Origin of the sequence: Aquiflexum lacus (genome assembly GCF_015476655.1) — a bacterium.
GTDB classification, from domain to species: domain Bacteria; phylum Bacteroidota; class Bacteroidia; order Cytophagales; family Cyclobacteriaceae; genus Aquiflexum; species Aquiflexum lacus.
In genome coordinates this window covers 1-18,814 of the sequence record NZ_JABFHF010000047.1, presented here as the reverse complement: position 1 = coordinate 18,814, position 18,814 = coordinate 1, and the positions used below count along the sequence as shown (strand labels likewise).

At 38.4% G+C, this 18,814-nt stretch carries 18 protein-coding genes; 9 read left to right on the top strand and 9 right to left on the bottom strand.

Translation table 11 applies throughout. From position 1 onward, the window contains the following. Positions 1-161 precede the first annotated feature (161 nt). From HMJ38_RS24270 to HMJ38_RS24245, 6 genes are all read right to left on the bottom strand, one after another. On the bottom strand, positions 162-1,169 hold the full coding sequence (locus HMJ38_RS24270) for a S41 family peptidase (RefSeq protein ID WP_194977043.1): 1,008 nt from the start codon (positions 1,167-1,169) through the stop codon (positions 162-164). Further along, a complete protein-coding gene (locus tag HMJ38_RS24265) occupies positions 1,166-2,071 on the bottom strand; it encodes a hypothetical protein (RefSeq protein ID WP_194977042.1) in 906 nt (301 codons plus the stop codon). The genes HMJ38_RS24270 and HMJ38_RS24265 overlap by 4 nt, the downstream gene beginning before the upstream one ends. A 29-nt stretch (positions 2,072-2,100) precedes the next feature. Further along, positions 2,101-3,582, bottom strand: coding sequence for a serine hydrolase domain-containing protein (locus tag HMJ38_RS24260; protein WP_194977041.1), 1,482 nt, complete (start codon positions 3,580-3,582; stop codon positions 2,101-2,103). 13 nt (positions 3,583-3,595) lie between these two features. Then, on the bottom strand, positions 3,596-4,750 hold the full coding sequence (locus HMJ38_RS24255) for a retropepsin-like aspartic protease (RefSeq protein WP_194977040.1): 1,155 nt from the start codon (positions 4,748-4,750) through the stop codon (positions 3,596-3,598). After that, positions 4,747-5,427 carry a DUF2306 domain-containing protein gene (locus HMJ38_RS24250; protein ID WP_194977039.1) on the bottom strand — a complete coding sequence of 227 codons (681 nt, stop codon included), beginning with the start codon at positions 5,425-5,427 and terminating at the stop codon, positions 4,747-4,749. Before HMJ38_RS24250 ends, HMJ38_RS24255 begins: the two co-directional genes overlap by 4 nt. A gap of 126 nt (positions 5,428-5,553) precedes the next feature. Continuing rightward, positions 5,554-6,429: a LytR/AlgR family response regulator transcription factor gene (locus HMJ38_RS24245; protein WP_194977038.1), complete on the bottom strand. Its 876-nt coding sequence runs from the start codon at positions 6,427-6,429 to the stop codon at positions 5,554-5,556. 496 nt (positions 6,430-6,925) lie between these two features. Here HMJ38_RS24245 and HMJ38_RS24240 point away from each other — a divergent pair, with 496 nt between their 5' ends. From HMJ38_RS24240 to HMJ38_RS24200, 9 genes are all read left to right on the top strand, one after another. Continuing rightward, a complete protein-coding gene (locus tag HMJ38_RS24240; RefSeq protein ID WP_194977037.1) occupies positions 6,926-7,939 on the top strand; it encodes a sensor histidine kinase in 1,014 nt (337 codons plus the stop codon). Then, a complete protein-coding gene (locus tag HMJ38_RS24235) occupies positions 7,923-8,696 on the top strand; it encodes a LytR/AlgR family response regulator transcription factor (RefSeq protein WP_194977036.1) in 774 nt (257 codons plus the stop codon). The genes HMJ38_RS24240 and HMJ38_RS24235 overlap by 17 nt, the downstream gene beginning before the upstream one ends. Before the next feature lie 517 nt (positions 8,697-9,213). Further along, the gene (locus HMJ38_RS24230; RefSeq protein WP_194977035.1) at positions 9,214-9,642 is read left to right on the top strand and encodes a DUF2147 domain-containing protein; all 429 of its coding nucleotides are present in this window, start codon (positions 9,214-9,216) and stop codon (positions 9,640-9,642) included. Between the two features lie 19 nt (positions 9,643-9,661). Further along, a complete protein-coding gene (locus HMJ38_RS24225; RefSeq protein WP_194977034.1) occupies positions 9,662-10,435 on the top strand; it encodes a hypothetical protein in 774 nt (257 codons plus the stop codon). A gap of 201 nt (positions 10,436-10,636) precedes the next feature. Further along, positions 10,637-11,980 carry a TolC family protein gene (locus HMJ38_RS24220; RefSeq protein WP_194977033.1) on the top strand — a complete coding sequence of 448 codons (1,344 nt, stop codon included), beginning with the start codon at positions 10,637-10,639 and terminating at the stop codon, positions 11,978-11,980. Beyond that, a complete protein-coding gene (locus HMJ38_RS24215) occupies positions 11,977-13,068 on the top strand; it encodes an efflux RND transporter periplasmic adaptor subunit (RefSeq protein WP_194977032.1) in 1,092 nt (363 codons plus the stop codon). Before HMJ38_RS24220 ends, HMJ38_RS24215 begins: the two co-directional genes overlap by 4 nt. After that, on the top strand, positions 13,065-14,309 hold the full coding sequence (locus HMJ38_RS24210; protein WP_194977031.1) for an ABC transporter permease: 1,245 nt from the start codon (positions 13,065-13,067) through the stop codon (positions 14,307-14,309). Before HMJ38_RS24215 ends, HMJ38_RS24210 begins: the two co-directional genes overlap by 4 nt. A gap of 88 nt (positions 14,310-14,397) precedes the next feature. Then, the gene (locus HMJ38_RS24205; RefSeq protein ID WP_194977030.1) at positions 14,398-15,078 is read left to right on the top strand and encodes an ABC transporter ATP-binding protein; all 681 of its coding nucleotides are present in this window, start codon (positions 14,398-14,400) and stop codon (positions 15,076-15,078) included. Positions 15,079-15,144: 66 nt separating this feature from the next. After that, a complete protein-coding gene (locus tag HMJ38_RS24200; RefSeq protein WP_194977029.1) occupies positions 15,145-16,014 on the top strand; it encodes a DUF6268 family outer membrane beta-barrel protein in 870 nt (289 codons plus the stop codon). A gap of 728 nt (positions 16,015-16,742) precedes the next feature. On the opposite strand, the gene HMJ38_RS24195 is transcribed toward HMJ38_RS24200, so the two are convergent. The 3 genes from HMJ38_RS24195 to HMJ38_RS24185 all read right to left on the bottom strand — a co-directional run. Continuing rightward, on the bottom strand, positions 16,743-17,258 hold the full coding sequence (locus HMJ38_RS24195) for a DUF4440 domain-containing protein (RefSeq protein ID WP_194977028.1): 516 nt from the start codon (positions 17,256-17,258) through the stop codon (positions 16,743-16,745). A gap of 554 nt (positions 17,259-17,812) precedes the next feature. Then, positions 17,813-18,505 (bottom strand): LytR/AlgR family response regulator transcription factor, encoded by a 693-nt coding sequence (locus HMJ38_RS24190; protein ID WP_194977027.1) that lies wholly within the window; start codon positions 18,503-18,505, stop codon positions 17,813-17,815. Positions 18,506-18,510: 5 nt separating this feature from the next. Next, a partial coding sequence (locus HMJ38_RS24185) for a hypothetical protein (protein ID WP_394355080.1) occupies positions 18,511-18,814 on the bottom strand: 304 nt, incomplete at its 5' end.

The following is an 18,814-nucleotide window of genomic DNA, read 5'->3' as shown; positions in this document are numbered from 1 at the left end:
CCTATTTTGAATAGGGCTGACGGTGGCGGTATGGTTAGTTGCCGATTTCAAAACACTTATCTTTCAAGTTACAACATTTTTTTATAAGAGCTGTGCCTCGCGAATACCCACTAAACCGGCAATTAACTATACCGCGTGTTGGACACAGTATCTCCTTACTATTAAAGCAACTCATTAATAGCCATTTCCAATATTTCATCTTTGTTTAAGTCACTCCAATCAAACTGAATCATTACATCAGGAGGAACGCCATTTTCATAACCCGGCTGTTTATCCAAAGTTAAGGTTTGTGTTGCAGAAAATCGATAAGTCCAACCATTTGGTAGCTGACCACCATTTGGTATGCCAAGCCCTCCGCCTGTGGTGTCTCCAACCAACGACACCTTAGGTAATGCTTTCGTTGCTAATGCCAATAATGAACCCGAACTATAAGTCCCTCTATCAGTGAGCACCATGACATTCTTTGTGAATCTAATTCCATTATAGGGTTGGACGTATGCGCCTGAAGCATCTGTAAAATCGTTTTGTCCTGAACCCGCTTTTATTCTGGAATAATAGACCAGAGTTTCTGTTTCAACAAATCGACTGAGTAGCTGAAACACATTTGGAATTGCACCACCGCCATTCTCTCTAAGATCGAGTATTAATCCCTTTGTGTTTTTGTATCTGTCTAAAATAAAATCCAGACTCTCTGAATTGATGGGATTTGTAAATGTAGATAGTCTGATATAGCCTATCTCATTATTTGCAATAAAGTTATGGGCAAATGGACCTGATAAATAATAATCTTCGGTAATGTAATTATCAACTATTATTCTCCAGTCAAAATTGTCCTGTGCTTGATATTCAACTCCATAAAAAGAAGTGTTGAAATTTGAAATCAAATTGGCATGATCGTCTTTCAATTCTTTCAACATACCTCCTAGCACATTGAAAAGTGAGTCTTCTGACATTCCTTGATATATTTTACTAGAATACGCTGTTTTGATTGCATCCCAATCTACTCCTTTCAAATCGAAATAGGCATACTTCTCATTGCATTCATTCCATAGGTATTCAAAGTTTTCATGCGGATTTGTACTTGCCAAATCCTCCTCAAATAAAACCTTTTCACATGAAGACAAAAAAAACAGTGTAATTACTGATAGTATAAGTTTGATTCTAATCATTTTAAACTGAATAATAGTGAAAGTTTGAAAATGTGAGCAGCCATTTCAAAATTATCGTGATGTCCACCTGTTCTATAGGCATCCCAGATATAACTGAATTGAATAGCGTTTTTATTGTATAAAAAAATAGTGTAGTCCAAGGCACTATTCAAACGAAATCCTTTAAATACCTGAAACTCATATCCTGCGAAAAAATCATCCTCATTTAAAGGGGCTGATGGACTGGTATATGCAAAGCCATTTCTAAAGGAACTGTTCAAAATCCCAACATTCAATGTATAAGACAAAGTCCGTTTTCTCTTACTGGCTTTATATTTAATGAAAAGGAACTTCTTGTTTTTTTCCTCTGTCCGACTTAGGTCTAAGGTCGCTTTAGCAGAGCCAAACAGTGTGGCAATAATATCTACTCCCTCACTGTTATTGAATAGCTCCGTATTTTCTCTGTGATTAACCGTTGCGTTGAGTTGTCCGCCAATTTTAATGTTAAGCTTAGAGCTACTGAGTTTTTTTAATTGAAACAACTCCAAATAATTGAAAGAAAATGTATTGACTTTACTCTCTGAAGCGTGCTGATTAAAATTGGATTTGTATTTTCCAAAAGAGTAGGAAAGCGTAAAATGGGACTCTCTTTTTTCGTTAATATCAATATGAGACAATGCAGTGTATATGGGTTTGCCCGAATAGATGAGAGGCGATGTGGCAAAGTCTCTGAAATTTGAACTATTCAATCCTACAGCAATATTCAGATATGCAGGTCGACTTACTTTTTTTTCAGTTGTCCCACTTTGTGAAAAAGCGTATATCGAATAAAAATGAATCAGAATGAAGAAAATGTAGGAGAAGTAGAGACTTTGTTTTCCTCCTTGCAATCTATATATATTTCGTTTTATGAGATTGAACATCGAGTATCTTTTTAAAATTCTGAAATTAGTTACTTCATTTTCACAAAGGTTTCCCTTTGATGAAATAAGCTAACCACCTTTCCTTCTTTTAGGTCAAAACCGATGATAGTTCCAGAACCGGGCACTAACTCTACCCGCATTGTATTTTCAGTAGGGAATGGAGTTGCTATAGTTTTTAGATTTCCTGCCATCACTACAAATTGTCCTTCCTCATAGCGTATTTCTACCGAACCGTATTTTTCACTGCTGAATACCCCAGCGTATTGCGCTTTGGGTAATGTTAAATTCCATGTTCGTTCCGCCATTTTTTGCTCATGGGCAAGTTGTGTTTTGCGTTCTTGAGCAAGTGCTTTTGGTACTTTTTTGTTAAGAATTTTCTCTGCTTTTTTGAGCTCTTTTTTGTTTCCCAAATACAAATTGTAAGCATATTTTGAAATCAAGTTGGCAGCAGTCATACCCACATCGGTGTTGCTAAAAATAGCCATTCCAATATTCTTTTCGGGAATGAATGAGTAGTGTGCAAAATACCCGGTATAACCACCAAAATGATACACGATTTTTTCCTTTTCAAATTCACCAATCCGCCAACCACTTGCGTAACCATTTCCATCAAATACTCGAACATATTCGTGCTTTGCATCAACTTGTTGTTGGTAAGAATCAACTACCAAGTTTTCTGGATAAACACCTTTACCTTTTCCTAAATAAAACTGTAAAAACAGAGCAGCATCTTCAATATTAGTCATCAGACCACCTGCTGCGTGCATCAATGCATCACTTTTTTGCAAAGAAGAAACGCTTACTTTTCCGCGGAACACGCCACTATGTGGATACGCTAATTTTTCAGTGGGCACCTTAGAGACATACGCTGTACTGTTTTCCATCCCCAGGGGCTGAAAAAGTTTTTCGTCTAATAGATCTTTCCAACTTTTTCCAAGCTCTGCTTGTACCAAGTAGTCGAATAAATAGAAACCAAAATTGGTATATTCATAGGCTTTCTTTGCTTCGTTCTTTTGCGTTTCTTCTTCGATAAGTTTTAGAATCTCAGCATTTGTATAATCACCAGTATATGCCAAACGGAACGAAAGATAAGGGTTGTCAATACCGCTCTGATGCGAAAGCAAGTCCATAATAGTAATATTCTGAAAAACTTCTTTTCTTTTAAAATCCTTAAATGGCTTATAGTCAAGGATAGGAGCATTGAGATCGATACTTCCCTCTTCTGCCAAAATATGGGCTAAAAGCCCGTTGAAGGCTTTGGTGCAGGAAGCAATGTAATAAACACTTTGATTTGTTGCGGGTTGTTGCTTTTCCCAATCGGAATAGCCAAAGGTTTCTTGGTATAAAACGTCCTTATCACTCACAATGGCTATGCTTATAGAAGGTACAATTTCCGATGTTTCCAAAGTATTTTGGATGAAGGAATTGAGCATTTGGTTAGTATCTGTCTGCGCAAAAAGATTGATGTAGAATAAGAGGGAGATTATAAAAGCTAAAATTGTTTTTTTCATAATTGAATACATTTTATTTAATCGAGATATTTAAAACGGTGCCATCCATTTTCTGAACCTTCAGACTATCTTGCTCAAACAGCTTCCCAATGTTCATTACATAATTGCAATATGAAGTGAATAGGTCATTGGGCTTTTTTCCATTGACTGCAAGCAAGGTTTCTCCTAATTGAAGCGATAATTCGGGTGTAGTACGGCTGACTACCCAAAGCGAATCGTTGTGAATAGCCACTGAAAAACTGCTTGGAGGAGCAATTTGAACTTCTTGTTGTTTTTGCAGGTAGATTTCCTTTTTTTCGTAGTTGATGATTACTTCAAAGTGCTTTAGAAACTCATTGCCCAACAGCGCTTTGTTGAGCGTAGAAAACTCTACCGGCATTTGGGCCTCAGCACCACCCACACTTACCACCAAGTTTTTGACTAATAATGAATCGGTATTGGTGCCATAAATTCCCGAAGTAGATTGGTCAAGAATGATTTTCGATTGGTTACTTTCAAAATGGTTGGCAACTGACAGGGGTAAAATCAAACCACCATTGTAGCCAACATCAAACAGAATATTTTCTACTGCTTTACCTTCAATTTCCAGGTTGATTTCAGGTGTTCCTGAAAGTAGCGGCCGGTCAAAAGGCAATACATAGCTCCCTTCTTCCACCTCAAAAGGGGTGTCGGAGAAGTACAAAAGCTGTTTTTCATAGTCTATTTTCCAATGTGCCAACTTGATGAGGTTTGCCCCAATAATGCCACTTGCCGCAATACAAGGACTTGCTGATGTGGGCGCATAGGTCAGTTTGCCCGCTCCGATGTTGTAAACTGTCGTTTCACCTAGCCGCAAAGAATCAACTCTCACCACTTCTATTTTTTGGCTGATGCCTTGGGCGGTGCTGTTGGTCTTTTCGGTGACCACTTCTAAACCCAGCGAAGTAGCCAGATCACTTTCCACTTTGCTGTTAAATGCCCCTGTATCGAAAATGAATTCTCGTTCCGTGGTGTCTGAGTTGAGCAGGGCTTTGACTACAATAATTTCCTTTCTCCACTCAAAAGGAATGCTTTGCACGTAATTTTCGCGTTTAATTTCTCCACCTGTTAACAGCTTGATGTTTTTCAGGTAGGAGCACGAAGAAAGTATGCAGCAGACTAATAGCAAAGTTAGTTTGATTGCTTTCATGTATTTTGAGGTTTTGTAAAGGAGTTTTCAATTTTATGTTGCCAAAAAAGAAGCAAGGGAATGCCAATGAGTGAAGGCAAGGCAAAAGCTAAAAATGGATTCATTAACTCAAAACGGGTAACCATTGTTGATAGAAAGGCAGTGAGCGTGGCGATATATCCTCCCATCATATTACCTGTATGTGCTAAATACCAATGGTAAGCTTTACTAGGACGTACTACGAAAGGTTTTAAATTGGTGTAGGTAATAAGCAAACCACCTATTCCAAAACCGATGGAAAGTAATGCACCAGCGAGGTTGTTGTTTTCTTTAAAAAGGTAATACAATCCTAATCCTATAAAAACAAGATTGGCAATACCATTAATAATACCAGCTACCCAATCGTACCATTTTGGATTTTGATTTTTGTGTAAGTTTTTCAGTTTAAGAAATCGAACACCAGAAAAAACGCTGTAGTAGCTTAAGAAAGCAATTAAGAATAAAAAGCGATTAAAACGATAGCCTGCCACAATGATTCCAGTTATAAAAACCAAGGTCATTGCCCAGAAATAAATTTTACCTGTTGTAAGATGTAACTGCATCCCTTTCTTACTAAAGATTGCTATAGCTCCAGTTAGCAAGGCAATGCTCCCAACCAAAATGTGGATATAAAGAGTGTATTGAATCGTCCCTTCCATTATACTGATATGTAAAATTTGAAAGGGTAAAATTATGCAGTTTGCAACCTAATAAATACAGAAGTAAGCTGTTTGGGGAGTGTTGGTCTTTATTTGGGAAGAATGGGTACGTATAAAAAATGGAGGTTAGTTTTTTTGCTGAAAAAGTTGAAGAAGCTTTTCAGACTTATTGCGGGAAACGGGAATTTTTTCTTCAACATTGGTCAACTTAAGTTCGAAATTCCGTGCATTCCCTTCTACTTTTTGAATGTGTTGCAAGTTGATTAGGAAACGGTTATGGCATCTAAAAAAATCAAAGCCTGAAAGTTGATCTTCAATTGATTTCAGGCTATTTCTGATGAGTTCTTTTTGTATTTTCTGGTTTTGATAATAAAACACCTCAACATAATTTCCTTCAGACTTTACAAAATATAAACTTGCAGGAGTGACTTGCAAAGCAATTTTTTCATTTTCTGCAACCAACATTATTTTTTCAGGTAACGTTGAGTTCGATTTTTTTTTATGTAATGGGTTCTTCCTTTTCAGTAGTTCTTGATTTAATCTCTCAGCTTGTCGTCTTTTAATTTTTTGATGATGATTTTGCTCGTAAAGTACCAAAATAAGAACAGGAAATAAACTAATAACGAAGGTTCGTACAACTACCAAACTGAATAAATCGATCTTATTGACTTTAGGGTTAAGCATTAAAAAAAGTGCGAATATCACGAGAGAAATCATTGCCAGAACAAAGAGAAACATCAAAATTTCATTTTTAAGGTTCCAATTTTCCCTAATAGGCTTACCAAGTAGTTTTATTATCGCACTAACGCTACCCAATACCGTAAGCCCTATAATGGCAGCAAAAATAAAGCTCCAAATAAGCAGCTGGTCGATAGAAAAAGTATCAAACTCGAAAGGCCTGAGTAACACTAAAATTAAAAAAGTAATGAGCGAAGGCAGCAGAACGCTGTACCGATTGAAGATAAAAGGATGTGGTTTATTCAGTATGCTTAGAAATTTCATTAATCAGTCAATTCTGGTCTATTTTATATTGTGTCCAACGATTTGCTATCATCAATAATTATTGATAGCATGCCATAAGAGGTTGCTACCACTAATATTGTTGATATATATACTATAAAACTAAAAATATTTTTCAATTATTTACCTGATCCATAGGAATTTGATTTGATCAAATCCTAGCTGCTGCAACCCATCTCAAATGGCTGAACTGGATTTGCAACATAAACTACAAAGCCTCTATTACAAGCATAAGATGTAATGCAAACTCCTTTTGATAGGCCTCTTCAGAAATCAAGCTTCCTTTACCTGAATTATTCATAGACCAGTCAGTTCCATCGACCTCCGCATAAAGGAAATTAAAGCAATCAGTCTTTCATAAGTGAAAAATTTATTTGAAAGTTTCAACACCAAAATCGGATGCCTGAAAGTTCAAATTGACGGTTTTGTACGAAGATTAATATAAATTTAACTGATTAATTTATATGCTTGTGGAGATATGACCAGAATTGAAAGATTATTACCCATCATCTTATCCTTGCTGCTACCGGGACTCAGTATTATAAGCAACAGAGGTGACCTTAATCTGATACAAGCATTTCCAAAATACCTGGTAAGTGTCTTATTTTTGTATTCTATTTGGCGGTTAAACGACTACCCATTCAAGCACCCATCCTGGTTCATTTTTAGAGTTGGGGAAACCAAAATGGTTAAGGCCTTAATGGTGTTGATCAACGTCGTCTACATTACCTTTTTTTTAGTTTTAGATTATTTTCTTTTGCCATCATGGTTGAGCCTCTCTTCAACTGTACCCATATGGGTTGTGGCCGCTAGGCTGACCATGGCTTCTTTGGTTTTTGCAGTATTCCAACAAGCACTGAGAATGACCAAACAGCAGGAATCTCTTTATACACAAAACCTCTTGCTCCAGACTGAGAAGCTTAAGTCGGAGTTGGAAACCATGAAGCAGCAGATCAACCCTCATTTTTTATTCAACAGCCTTAACACATTAATTGATTTGATTGAGGATGATCAAAAAAAAGCTGTTGGTTTTGTGCGGGTTTTCTCGAATCTGTACCGGGTCGTATTACAAAGCAGCAGGCGGGATTTTGTTTTTCTGGAGGATGAGCTGACCTTTTTGAATGACTATTGGGAGCTATTGAAAATCCGGTTTAATGGGGCGGTTCATCTCGAAGTGAATATCCCTGACGAAATGAGTAAGGTGCTGATTCCTCCACTTTCTTTACAACTCTTGATCGAAAATGCAGTGAAGCACAACCAAGCTACTAACGAAAATCCGCTCCGGATCGAAATATTTGAGACCAAGAATACTTTAGTCATTCAAAACAATATTAATCCCAAACCATTTGTATCATATAGTGAGGGACTAGGTCTTGTAAATTTACAGAAGCGGTTTTCCTTACTGGTTGCCCCTATTGAGTATGGAGAAAATGAGGATTTGTTTAGAGTGATTTTACCATTAAAAAGAAATAGCCATGAGCTTCAGGATTAAGATTCTCATCGTGGAAGATGAAGATATCGCTGTAAAGCGCCTTTTGAAAGAGCTGGAAAAGCTTTCGGTACGATTTGAAGTAATTGGTGTAATAAATAGTGTGCAAGTTGTACTGGAGTGGGTGCGATCAGGACAGGAAGCGGACTTGATTTTTATGGATATCCATCTTTCAGATGGGCTTAGTTTTGAGATTTTCAAGCACGTAGAGGTTTCTATGCCGGTGATCTTTACTACTGCTTACGATGAATATGCCTTGCAAGCCTTTAAAGTGAATGGGCTGGATTACCTCCTTAAACCGATAGATCCGGCAGAACTTGAGAAAGCCATCAACCATTATCTGGCGTCCTATAAAGATTATAACCGCCAAAATTACATGCATCAATTGATGACCCTGGCAAGGGAATTTAAGCCACAAACATACCGCTCCAGCTTCCTTGTCGATTTTAAGCAAAAAATGCACCTGGTAGATGTATCCGACGTAGCCTTTATTTATGTAAAGGAAAGGGGATTATTCCTTCGAAAGAAAGACCAAAAGGAGTATGTCATAGAATTTTTTCTGGATGAACTGGAAAAGCAATTGGACCCGGCAATGTTCTATAGGGCTAATCGCCAATACTTGGTTGCCCGATCAGCTATTGAGGAAATAGAACCCTATTTCACCGGACGTTTATTACTCAAAGTTCTGCCAGAACCACCTTCACCGATCATTATCAGTAAGGAGAAAGCTTCGGGGTTTAAACGATGGGCAGATTTCTGATTTGTCCAAAAATGTCAACCCTTGACTTTTTTTGAGCCCTGGTCTTCGATGACTTTGACTTGCTCCCGCAGTCACCATTTCACCATCCTGACTACCGAGGCCAGAACAACCCATCCCTCAGGTAGCAAGAGAACTAACCGGCATCATCAATTCTCCTTAGCTACTTCTCATTTCTAGCTGGACTTTATCCCGATTCCCAGAAGGCGTTTTTTTTTGGGGAAAAAAGCATGTATAACAAGGGAACTGTTCTTCCGTGACCTGAACTACTCCTCCTGAACTACCTGAGATGGACGACGACGTATCAATAACACCAGCATTTGATTCACTTAGGAGTTCATTCCTTACAAAATCTTATATCGTGCCATGTTCCTTGGCTTAAACTGAAGTGCAAATCGGGGTTTTCTGATTTAGTCCGATAAAGAACGGTTCAGCCCCTGATTTTCCTGCTTCAGCAACCTTAGCCTACTTTATAAGAAGTATCCCATGTTAATTTGATTAAAAAAAAAATTAAAAAGCTATGGAAAAACTGAATAAAGTATTTGTAACCATCATTTTGATTATCAATGCTTTTCAGGTACATGCACAGGAATCCATCGAAGGGATCTGGCTGACAGAGGAAGGGAACAGTAAGATTGAAATCTACCAAAAGGATGACAACTACAATGGAAAAATAGTTTGGTTGGAGCAATCTACTGACAAAAATGGGAATCCGGTGACAGACCTAAACAACCCAAACAAGGATCAAAGAAATCGTCAGGTTTTGGGTATTGATATGCTGAAGGATCTTCAATACCAAAGCGGAAAGTGGTACGGTAAAATCTATGCTCCAAAGCGCGGATTGGAAATGGATGTGGTATTGGTTGGCTTTGCAAAGGATAAACTGGAGTTGAATGTATCTCATCGAGGGTTTTCCCGCAAGCAGACCTGGACTCGATCGACACTCTAAGCTTGCAGATTCAAGTAAAATGAGAAGGATACTGGTATTGCTGGCCTTGCAAATGACCTTAGGTAGCTTAATGGCCCAGAACACAGGGTACATACCATTCTCTGAAGCCTTCAAATCGATTGAAGAACTGGAGAAAAGACCATTTCTTATAGATTCTCTTAGAGGAGTTTACAAAAATACATGGACTATCGGATTGAAATATGGTCAGCGGTTCGTGTCCAATTCCGGTCGGTCAATCCTACTTGATACGATCACCCTAGCGGATTTTACCAGCAAGAGATCGTTTATCGGATTGGAAGGTGGGTATTTCGTTTCGAAAGACATCCAAGTTTTTCTTGCAATGGATTTGATGTCTTTACCTAAAAACCAAACAATCACTTCCCTGACAATTGGCGGACCTAATGGGATACAAGCAGAGGGAAGTGGCAGTGGAGGGGCAATGGTTAATGTTGGAATTGGAGGCAAGTATTTTTTCAATGTCGGAGCTTTTACCAGGATCTATTCTGGATTAAAGCTAGGGATCATAAAAGCTGTGGCTGTAGGTGGAAGCGGTGGATTTACTCTTGCACAGGGTCAGTATCAACAAACCATCCGTCAAAGTAGGAACTACAACTATGGCAATATTTTATTTGGTCTTGCCCATAGACTTTCGCCAAGACTGATGATTGATATTAACATGGGCTATCTACATGCTTCAAGATCAAAGAATATAGGAGGTATTATTTCTCCCGGAGGAATTACTTCTACGCTTGCATTACAGTTCATTATTGGCAAAGGAAATCGAGTGAGATGAAATAGCTAAAAGGATACCAAACCCAATGAATAAACCTGTCGAAAGATACCATCTCCATTCCAAAACGGTACAGGCTATTAGTGGCCGTTGAAAAACAATTTTATACACATGAAATCGAGCATGACTTAAAACGTCACACAGAGGGATGATTATTGTTTGAGCGAGATTCCATCTGACCATTGAAAAACAAAAAATAAACAGATGAAAAAAAAACCAAGTATGACTTTTAGTAAGCGCTTCATGCTTTTGATCTTGATGATCATTTGCTTTGAAGCTGGTGCACAGACTGATACTGTTTTGGTGGAGATTGCTTCTGTGGAAGAGCTTATCAGGCTGACAAGAACGCAAAACCCTGATCTGAAGAGCTATTTGCTCAATGTGGAAAAGAGCAGTTATGAAGTAAAGGTTTCAAAGGCATCCTTTTTGCCCTCTGTTACCGGCAACTTCAGTGGGCAAAAGAATTTTGAGCTGCCTATCACTCCTGTTCCGGGCGATTTCTTTGGTCAGCCAGGCAGCACGGTAAATGCACAATTTGGCCAGGAATACGCCTACAATGCTGGCCTCAATTTAACGATGAGTCTGATCGACTGGCAATCTGTGCTGAAGGTGAAAATGGCGAAGCTGACTTATGAAGCCGCTGAGGCACAACAAGCTGCTTACCTACAACTACTCGACCAGCAAGTACATCTCAATTATTACTCCCTGGTGATTTCCAAGCAAGCCATAGCCCTAGCTGAGAAGGATTTGGAAATAGCTGACAGCATTGCTTCGTTGAGTGAGCAAAAATTCAGAGAAGGCGCATTGGATGCAGTAGCTACAAACCAGGCCAGAATCAATTCCAATGTCACTAAGCAAAATCTAACTAACAGCAGACAACTATATCAGAAAAGTAGCAATGACCTTAAGCTTCTGTTGGGAATGCAAGCTATGGATTCATTGCATGTTGAGGCCAATATAAATTATGAATTGCCTCTAAAATATAACACAAGTGAGCTTGTTCCTGATGAGGAAATAAGACTAGCCAGAATCAGTGCGCAGCAGGCACAGAATCAGGTCAACATCCAAAAATCCCTGTTTGTCCCTAAGCTTTCCTTGTATGGGTATTATGGGAAACAACAATTCAGGGAAGATTTTGGGCTTGAATTTGGAAATAACGCCTGGTCAAATTACAGTTACCTCGGACTTAACCTCTCTATTCCCATATTCACCGGATTCTCTAGCAAAAATAAGCTTCAAGCAAGTAAGGTGGATTTAGAATGGGCTGAAAACGAGCTAAAAAAAGTAAATCTAGAAAGCGAGATCCAAGATGCGAGGCTGATAGAGGATTATCATACGAGTCTTATCAATGCGAATCTTACCAAAGAGGCATTCCAACTCTATGAAAAAAACGAAAGACTTACGCTGCAAAAGTATTCTGAGGGCTTGATAAGCCTGGATCGCTATCTCTACGCCTTTGAGGATTACCTCAAAGCTGAAAATGCATTTTTAAATTCTCTGTTAAACACTTATTCCTATTACAGCCAAATCATTCCAAGAATCCAATGAAAACTATCCGAAACTTATCGCTTTGTTGTGGCATTTTGGCCATGCTTAGCTCCTGCAATACTTCAGAAACTACCCATGCCCAGCGGATAGACATTGTAGATGCGGTATTTGCCAGTGGTCATATCATCATGGAAAATGAATACCTGGTCACGGCAAACAGTGAAGGCTATCTTGTGGCTGCCACTATCCAAGAGGGTGATTCTGTAAATGCCGGGATGCCGTTATTTCAGCTCTCCAGCGAGGTGCAAAACGAGCAGTTGTCCGGTGCACAAGCGACCTACCGGGACGCCCTCCAGAATCTAAATGAAAATTCTCCTCAGCAGAGTCAGCTTCGCCTTCAAATCGAACAGGCCAAAGCGCAACTGGAGATAGACGGAGCCAATTACAAACGATATCATAATCTATCTAAAACCGGAGCGGTATCGCAACAGGAGCTTGAGCGTGCCAAGGTGCAATATGAAAACTCCAGCCGCCAAGTGGATATCCTACAAAAATCATTGACTGATCTGGTAGAAAAATTGAGGCTTAATCTCATCAATGCAGAAACTCAACTCAATATCCAAAAGGAAAACACCAGCGATTATTACCTCTCCTCTTTTATTGACGGCAGGGTACTGGAAGTATATAAAAATCAGGGAGATCTGGTAAGAAGAGGAGAGACTATCGCCAGAATTGGAGGAGGAAAACCGTTGATAAAATTGTTTGTTGGAGAAGAGGATATTGACAAGATTAAAATAGGGCAGCTGACCACCATCTCGCTGAATACCCAAAAAGACGACTTACTTGATACCCGCATTTCAAAGATCTATCCCGCTTTTGATGAGCTGCAGCAATCTTTTATTTGTGAAGCAGCATTTGTAGAAGCCCCCGAGCTCTATGTGAATACACAGCTGCAGGCAAATATCATCATAGCTCAAAAAGAAAATGCCCTAGTCATCCCTAGTGCCTATCTCATTTTTGGGGATAGTATTTGCTATAAAAACGGGGAAAAAGCAGCCGTAGAAATAGGCATCCGCACCAGTGATTGGTTGGAGATCATATCCGGCCTTGATGAATCCAGGCTAATTAAACGGATGAAAAAGCCATGAGCCGGGTGACCAATCTGAAGATATCCCGTGCCCACCTTACCTCAAGGGTAAAGCAAACAATGGTGGCAATCCTGAGCGTAACCTTCGGGATATCCATGTACATTTTTATGAATGGGTTCATGACTGGTGTCAATGATACCCAAACAGAACTCGCATTCAGTACACTGGCGCATATTCATATCTATAATGATCTTCCTGAAGACAATACCAATCTTTTACAAAAGAAATACGGAGAGGATAAACTGGTAAATCTTAGGAATGCAAAGGTGATCCAGTATACAGAAGGAATTAAGAATTCTGCAAAAATTATCGCTGCCATTGAAGACCATCCTGCCATTACCGGCATTACTCCTCAGGTCAATGTCAATGTGTTTTTTAGAAATGGAGCCACCAAACTCAACGGTGTCTTATCAGGCATTGATGTGAAACAGGAAAGTGCACTATTTGGCACTGAGGATTATATTACACATGGCAGCTGGAAAAGTTTGGAAGACCGAGGCGATGGAGTGGTATTGGGAGCAGGCTTGGCTGAGAAATTAAGTTTGACCTTAGATGATAATGTGACGGTGATTACTGCTGATGGCGTCAGTCGCAATTTTAAGGTAATCGGTATCATCAAAACAACTATTGGTGGAGTAGATAATACTAAAGGCTACGTCCGCATCAGCTCGGCAAGACAGTTGATTTCCAAAAATCAGGGTTATGTCACTGATATTCAGGTCAACATCAAAAATTTCAATGAGGCCGCCAAAGTAGCCGATCAACTAACCCCAAAAGTTGACTATAAAGTGGAGACCTGGAATGAGTCTAACGGTCAGCTTCAAGCCGGAAATGACTTAAGGAATATCATTGCTGTAGCTGTTTCACTCACCATCCTTCTGGTAGCCGGTTTTGGAATCTTCAACATTATGAACATGACTGTGAATGAAAAAATAAAAGAGATCGCCATCCTTAAGGCTATGGGGTTTGACGGAACAGACATCATTCAAATATTCCTGGTTCAGTCTGTCATCATAGGGGTGATCGGTGGAATAGTTGGGATCATTTTCGGCTATTTAGTCTCTTTTGTGGTAAGCTATATACCCTTTCGTGTGGCAACATTGGATACACTTCCGATGGTTTACGATCCCCAGGATTATATCCTTGCATTCATTTTTGGATTGATCACAACATTTGTAGCAGGATATCTCCCTGCCAAAAAAGCGGCAAATGTGGACCCTGTAGAAATAATAAGAGGATGAAACCGAGCATGACTCAAGAGTCACACAGAGGAATAATTATTCATCATACGAGATTCCATGTGGCCTTTAAAAATCAAATTATACACACATGAAAGAAGAAATAGCACTATCCGCCAGAGCAATTAGTAAATACTTTCACGAGCCGGAGACCTTTCAGGTGTTGAAGGATATTTCTTTTGATGTCAAAAAGGGTGAGTTCTTATCCATGATCGGTAAGTCGGGCTCAGGAAAATCAACCTTGCTCTATCTATTATCTACCATGGATACAGATTATACAGGTGAGATTACCATCAATGGGGAATGCCTTACAGGACGGACCCAAAATCAGTTAGCAGCCTTTCGAAATGCGCACATCGGATTCGTTTTCCAGTTTCACTACCTGCTTCCTGAGTTTACAGCATTGGATAACGTGATGCTTCCGGCACTCAAACTAGGTAAAAAATCCCAAGAGGAAATCAGAGAAGATGCATATTCAAATCTAAAAATGCTTGGTCTTGAAGCCCAAGCAATGAAGCAAAGCAATAAACTATCCGGCGGACAGCAACAACGGGTAGCTATAGCAAGGGCATTGATCAACCAGCCTGCCGTCATAATGGGTGATGAACCTACCGGCAATCTTGATTCGAAGAATACAGATATCGTGTTTGATATTTTTCGCCAGCTAGCAGCCGAAAGGGGACAAACCATTATTGCAGTTACACATGACGATGAGTTTGCACAGAAAAGTGACAGGATTCTAGAATTGGGTGATGGCCGGCTGTTGAATTGATAGCATCAACAATAGGTGAAATTGGGGTAGGTGGACTTTACTACCAAACAAAAAAATATCATTTCAATGAATAAAATATTTGGGACGATCTTACTGTTGGCTATTGTTGTTAATTGCTTAGGTCAGGAATTTGAATTGCTAGAAGTGGAATACGCAAGATATCCTAATGCAGCACTTAATAATATAGATAGTATTGAAGCCATTATCTCAGAATATCAAGTTTCGTTTCTGCTACCAGTTAGGCAAAAGGAAAAATGGTCTTTCCTTGCCGGAGCCACCTATAGATTAGTAGTTCCGGAAAGCGCAGATCGGCAATCAAGTGATGACCTGTTTTTTCTGGGGTTACGCCTTGCAGGTGTTTTGAATTTATCCGGGAATAAACAATTGATTGTTAGCGCTTTTCCGGCTATTTCCACAACTGACGAACCAGGAAGCTTCTCCGGAAATAACTTTTTGATGCAAGGTGGATTCATATTTAAAAACCAAATGAGTGAGCAGTTTTCCTATAGCTTAGGTGTAATCAGTACGTCAAGGTTTGGTAGACCTTTGATTTTACCTTCCTTAGGTATGACTAGAGTGGGCGATAAAATGAAATTGGACATTAACTTACCTTTCTTTGTGAAAACGAGGTGGAATTATACAAATCGATTCTCTTATGGATTAAAGTTTGACGTAAATGGAAGCCAGTATAATCTGAACAACGAAACATTCAATGGATCTGAAGTGGACTTGCTTCGATTCTCACGGGTAAGATTGGGACCTGAATTCCAGTATCGAATCATTGGGCCTTTAGTATTGGAATTGTTTGCGGGAATTGCAGCAAGACGAACCTATGATTTTGAGCTGATTGGAAGTGATGATATTGATTTAAGCTTGGAAAATGGTCCCTTTATTTCTTTTAGGGTTTGTATTAAACCGCGAGTAAACAAAAAGTAAAGGATTACAATTATGAAAAAACAGCAATTTTAATCCCCTTGATATAGACCGTTGTCAGATTCATAACAGGTCTGTTCAGTTAATTCCAACCTTTTTAGTCAATCATATATTTGTTGTCGGTGTGGTGAGTGGAATAGGAAAGCTCTTTTGCATTGCTTTGGTTTCGAGTACCGGATGTGCGGCAATGAAAATGTGCCCGACTGTGAGAAATGAAACGTTACTTTGTCGGGTGGATTTACACACAACCTTTTGCTTTGTGAAATTGCGAGTAGCATTCTTCATCGACATGCTTTCCGCTATATAGTAAAAAGATGTACTATAAAACTAAAAATATTTTTCAATTATTTACCTGATCCACAGGAATTTGATTTGATCAAATCCGTTTTTTGTGATAGGAGAATAAAACCTGCCTCTAGGCCATCAAGTTTGAGTTGTTTAAAGGATTTTAGTTTCTAATTGGCTTATTTTTTCAAGACCATCAAAACAGGAATTTAGCATTTTTTTAAAAATAATGGAAGGAAAAAAATGGGGTTTGTATATGACTATTGAAATCCAAAGATTGGTTAGGTTTCAAAATTGTTATAATCGTTTTTCGTCTATTTGCAGTATCGGATTAAAAGTATTTCCTTTCCTTTAAAGACAAAGTTCTAAGAAGCATAGACTATAAATTTACCACTTAACCCACTATTGCCACATAAACTCTGTTGGCAATAGCTTTAATTCATCCCTTAGTTTGCAGTTCGCTCACGTTCATCCATGGTTACTTTATCTCTAAGTAGCCAAGTTCCGTTTTCTTTTGTTATGATATAGGTTGTATTTATTCTTCTTGTTGGGGTTACCACTTCATTGATAACTTGTCCTTCCCTTTCGTGATATTGATGAACAACAACTACATCAGGTCTTAAAAATTTTATTTCAGGATCACGCCTAACACTTACAAATGATGCGGCGTAACCGGTGTTTGCATGTAAATATTTTTCAAAACTCGTTATGGTATCCTTGCCATAAAATACTCGGCCAAACGCTTGTAACCAGCGACCATCTTCCGCCCATATTTTTCCTCTTTCTTCAAGATTTCCACTTCTTGATTGAATATTAATAATATTTTTAATGGCCAAGCTATCCTCAGCAGTTACTCGATGTTGTTCCTGTAAGTTTGAAGTTAGAATCCTTTCCGTTTTTTCTTCCTTTTGAGCGCAACCGAACAAAATTATTGTGAGAAAGATTAAATTTATGTTTTTCATATTTTTTTAATTATTTCCAACTCCCTTATAGTTGAAACAAAACTTAATCTGTTCATCTATATTGGATTGAAGAAGCGGATTTTTAGTTCAAAGTTTTGTTTTCCGAGATTGCGGATGGCATTCTTAATCGGCATGCTTTTCCTTTTTTTAGTAGAAAGATTTAGTATAAATCTAAAGATATTTTTTAATTACTTACCTGATCCACAGGAATTTGATCTGATCAAAGCCTTTTGTGGTGATCGGAATATAATCTTGCCTTTTGCCATAAGTTGTTTTGGGACTTTCGTGTCCTGATCAGCTTATTTTTTTAAGACTTTCAAAACAGAAAATTGGTATTATTTAAAAATAAGGGAAGGTATAAAGCGGGGTTTGTATATGAGCATTGAAATTTACAGAAGGGTAAGGTTTAAACATTTGCAACGGTCAAGTATAAGCACAGTAGCGGACTTCAAGGCGATTACATAACCGCCACGACAAAGGTTAATTAAATGCACAGACCTTGTTTTTACCACTTCACCCGCAATTGTTATTATATAATATTGTGCCTTCGATCTCTATTTGTTATATCCTGTTTTCCCAAAATATTCCATGCCATTCTTCAAGACAAACACTGTTTCACTGGAGTTTTCTCGATATAAAGTTACATAATTCATATTGAGAATAACAGACCTTGAGATTCTTATATAATTATCGGGCAGTAGTTGATGAACATCTTTTAATAGGATGCGTACCAAATGTGATTTACCTTGAATTGTATGGATTTCACAATGATAACCATCTGCTTTAATCCATTCAATTTGATTTTTTTCAAATAAGTGAGAGGTCTTTCCTTCAGGAATACAAATCTTATTTGGAAAATGAAGTGATTCCAAAATAGCATACATTTCCTTATTGGATGACTTTCTAGTTTTCAGACAGCGATCAATAGCATGTAATAACCTTTCCTCAGAATAAGGTTTAAGGACGTAATCTATTGCAAATACTTCAAAGGCTTTAACTGCAAAGTTATTATAGGCTGTAATAAAAATAATATTTCCCGAATATTCTTTCTCAATTTTATTCAATACCTCAAATGCCGTCATATCCTTGAGTTGAATATCCATGAGAAGCAAATCAGTCTCAGTATTTTTGATTAGTTCAATCGCTTGCGCACCCGAGGATGCACTTCCCATCAAATTAAGTCTAGAGTGGTTTTTGACAATTCCCTCCAACCTTCTTCGAGCTGCACCTTCATCTTCAATAATCAACGTTCTCATAGATTCAGTCCTTTTATCTCACCAACCACATTTTCTTTATTTTGATATAAGTTGAGTTCAACTTCATTCTCAAAGTGATGTTTAAGTCGTTGTTCTACAATTCTCATCCCAGTGCCAAAACTTTCTCCATCCAAAGGCGCACCATTATTGGAAATTTCTATTTCATTTTTTTCAATACGAATTGAGATAGAAAGCGGATGATTTAGCCCTTTAAAACCATGAAGAATTGCATTTTCTAGAATAGGCTGTATATTCCGATCCATCTTGACCACCTGTTCCGGTGATGCTGACCACTTTTTT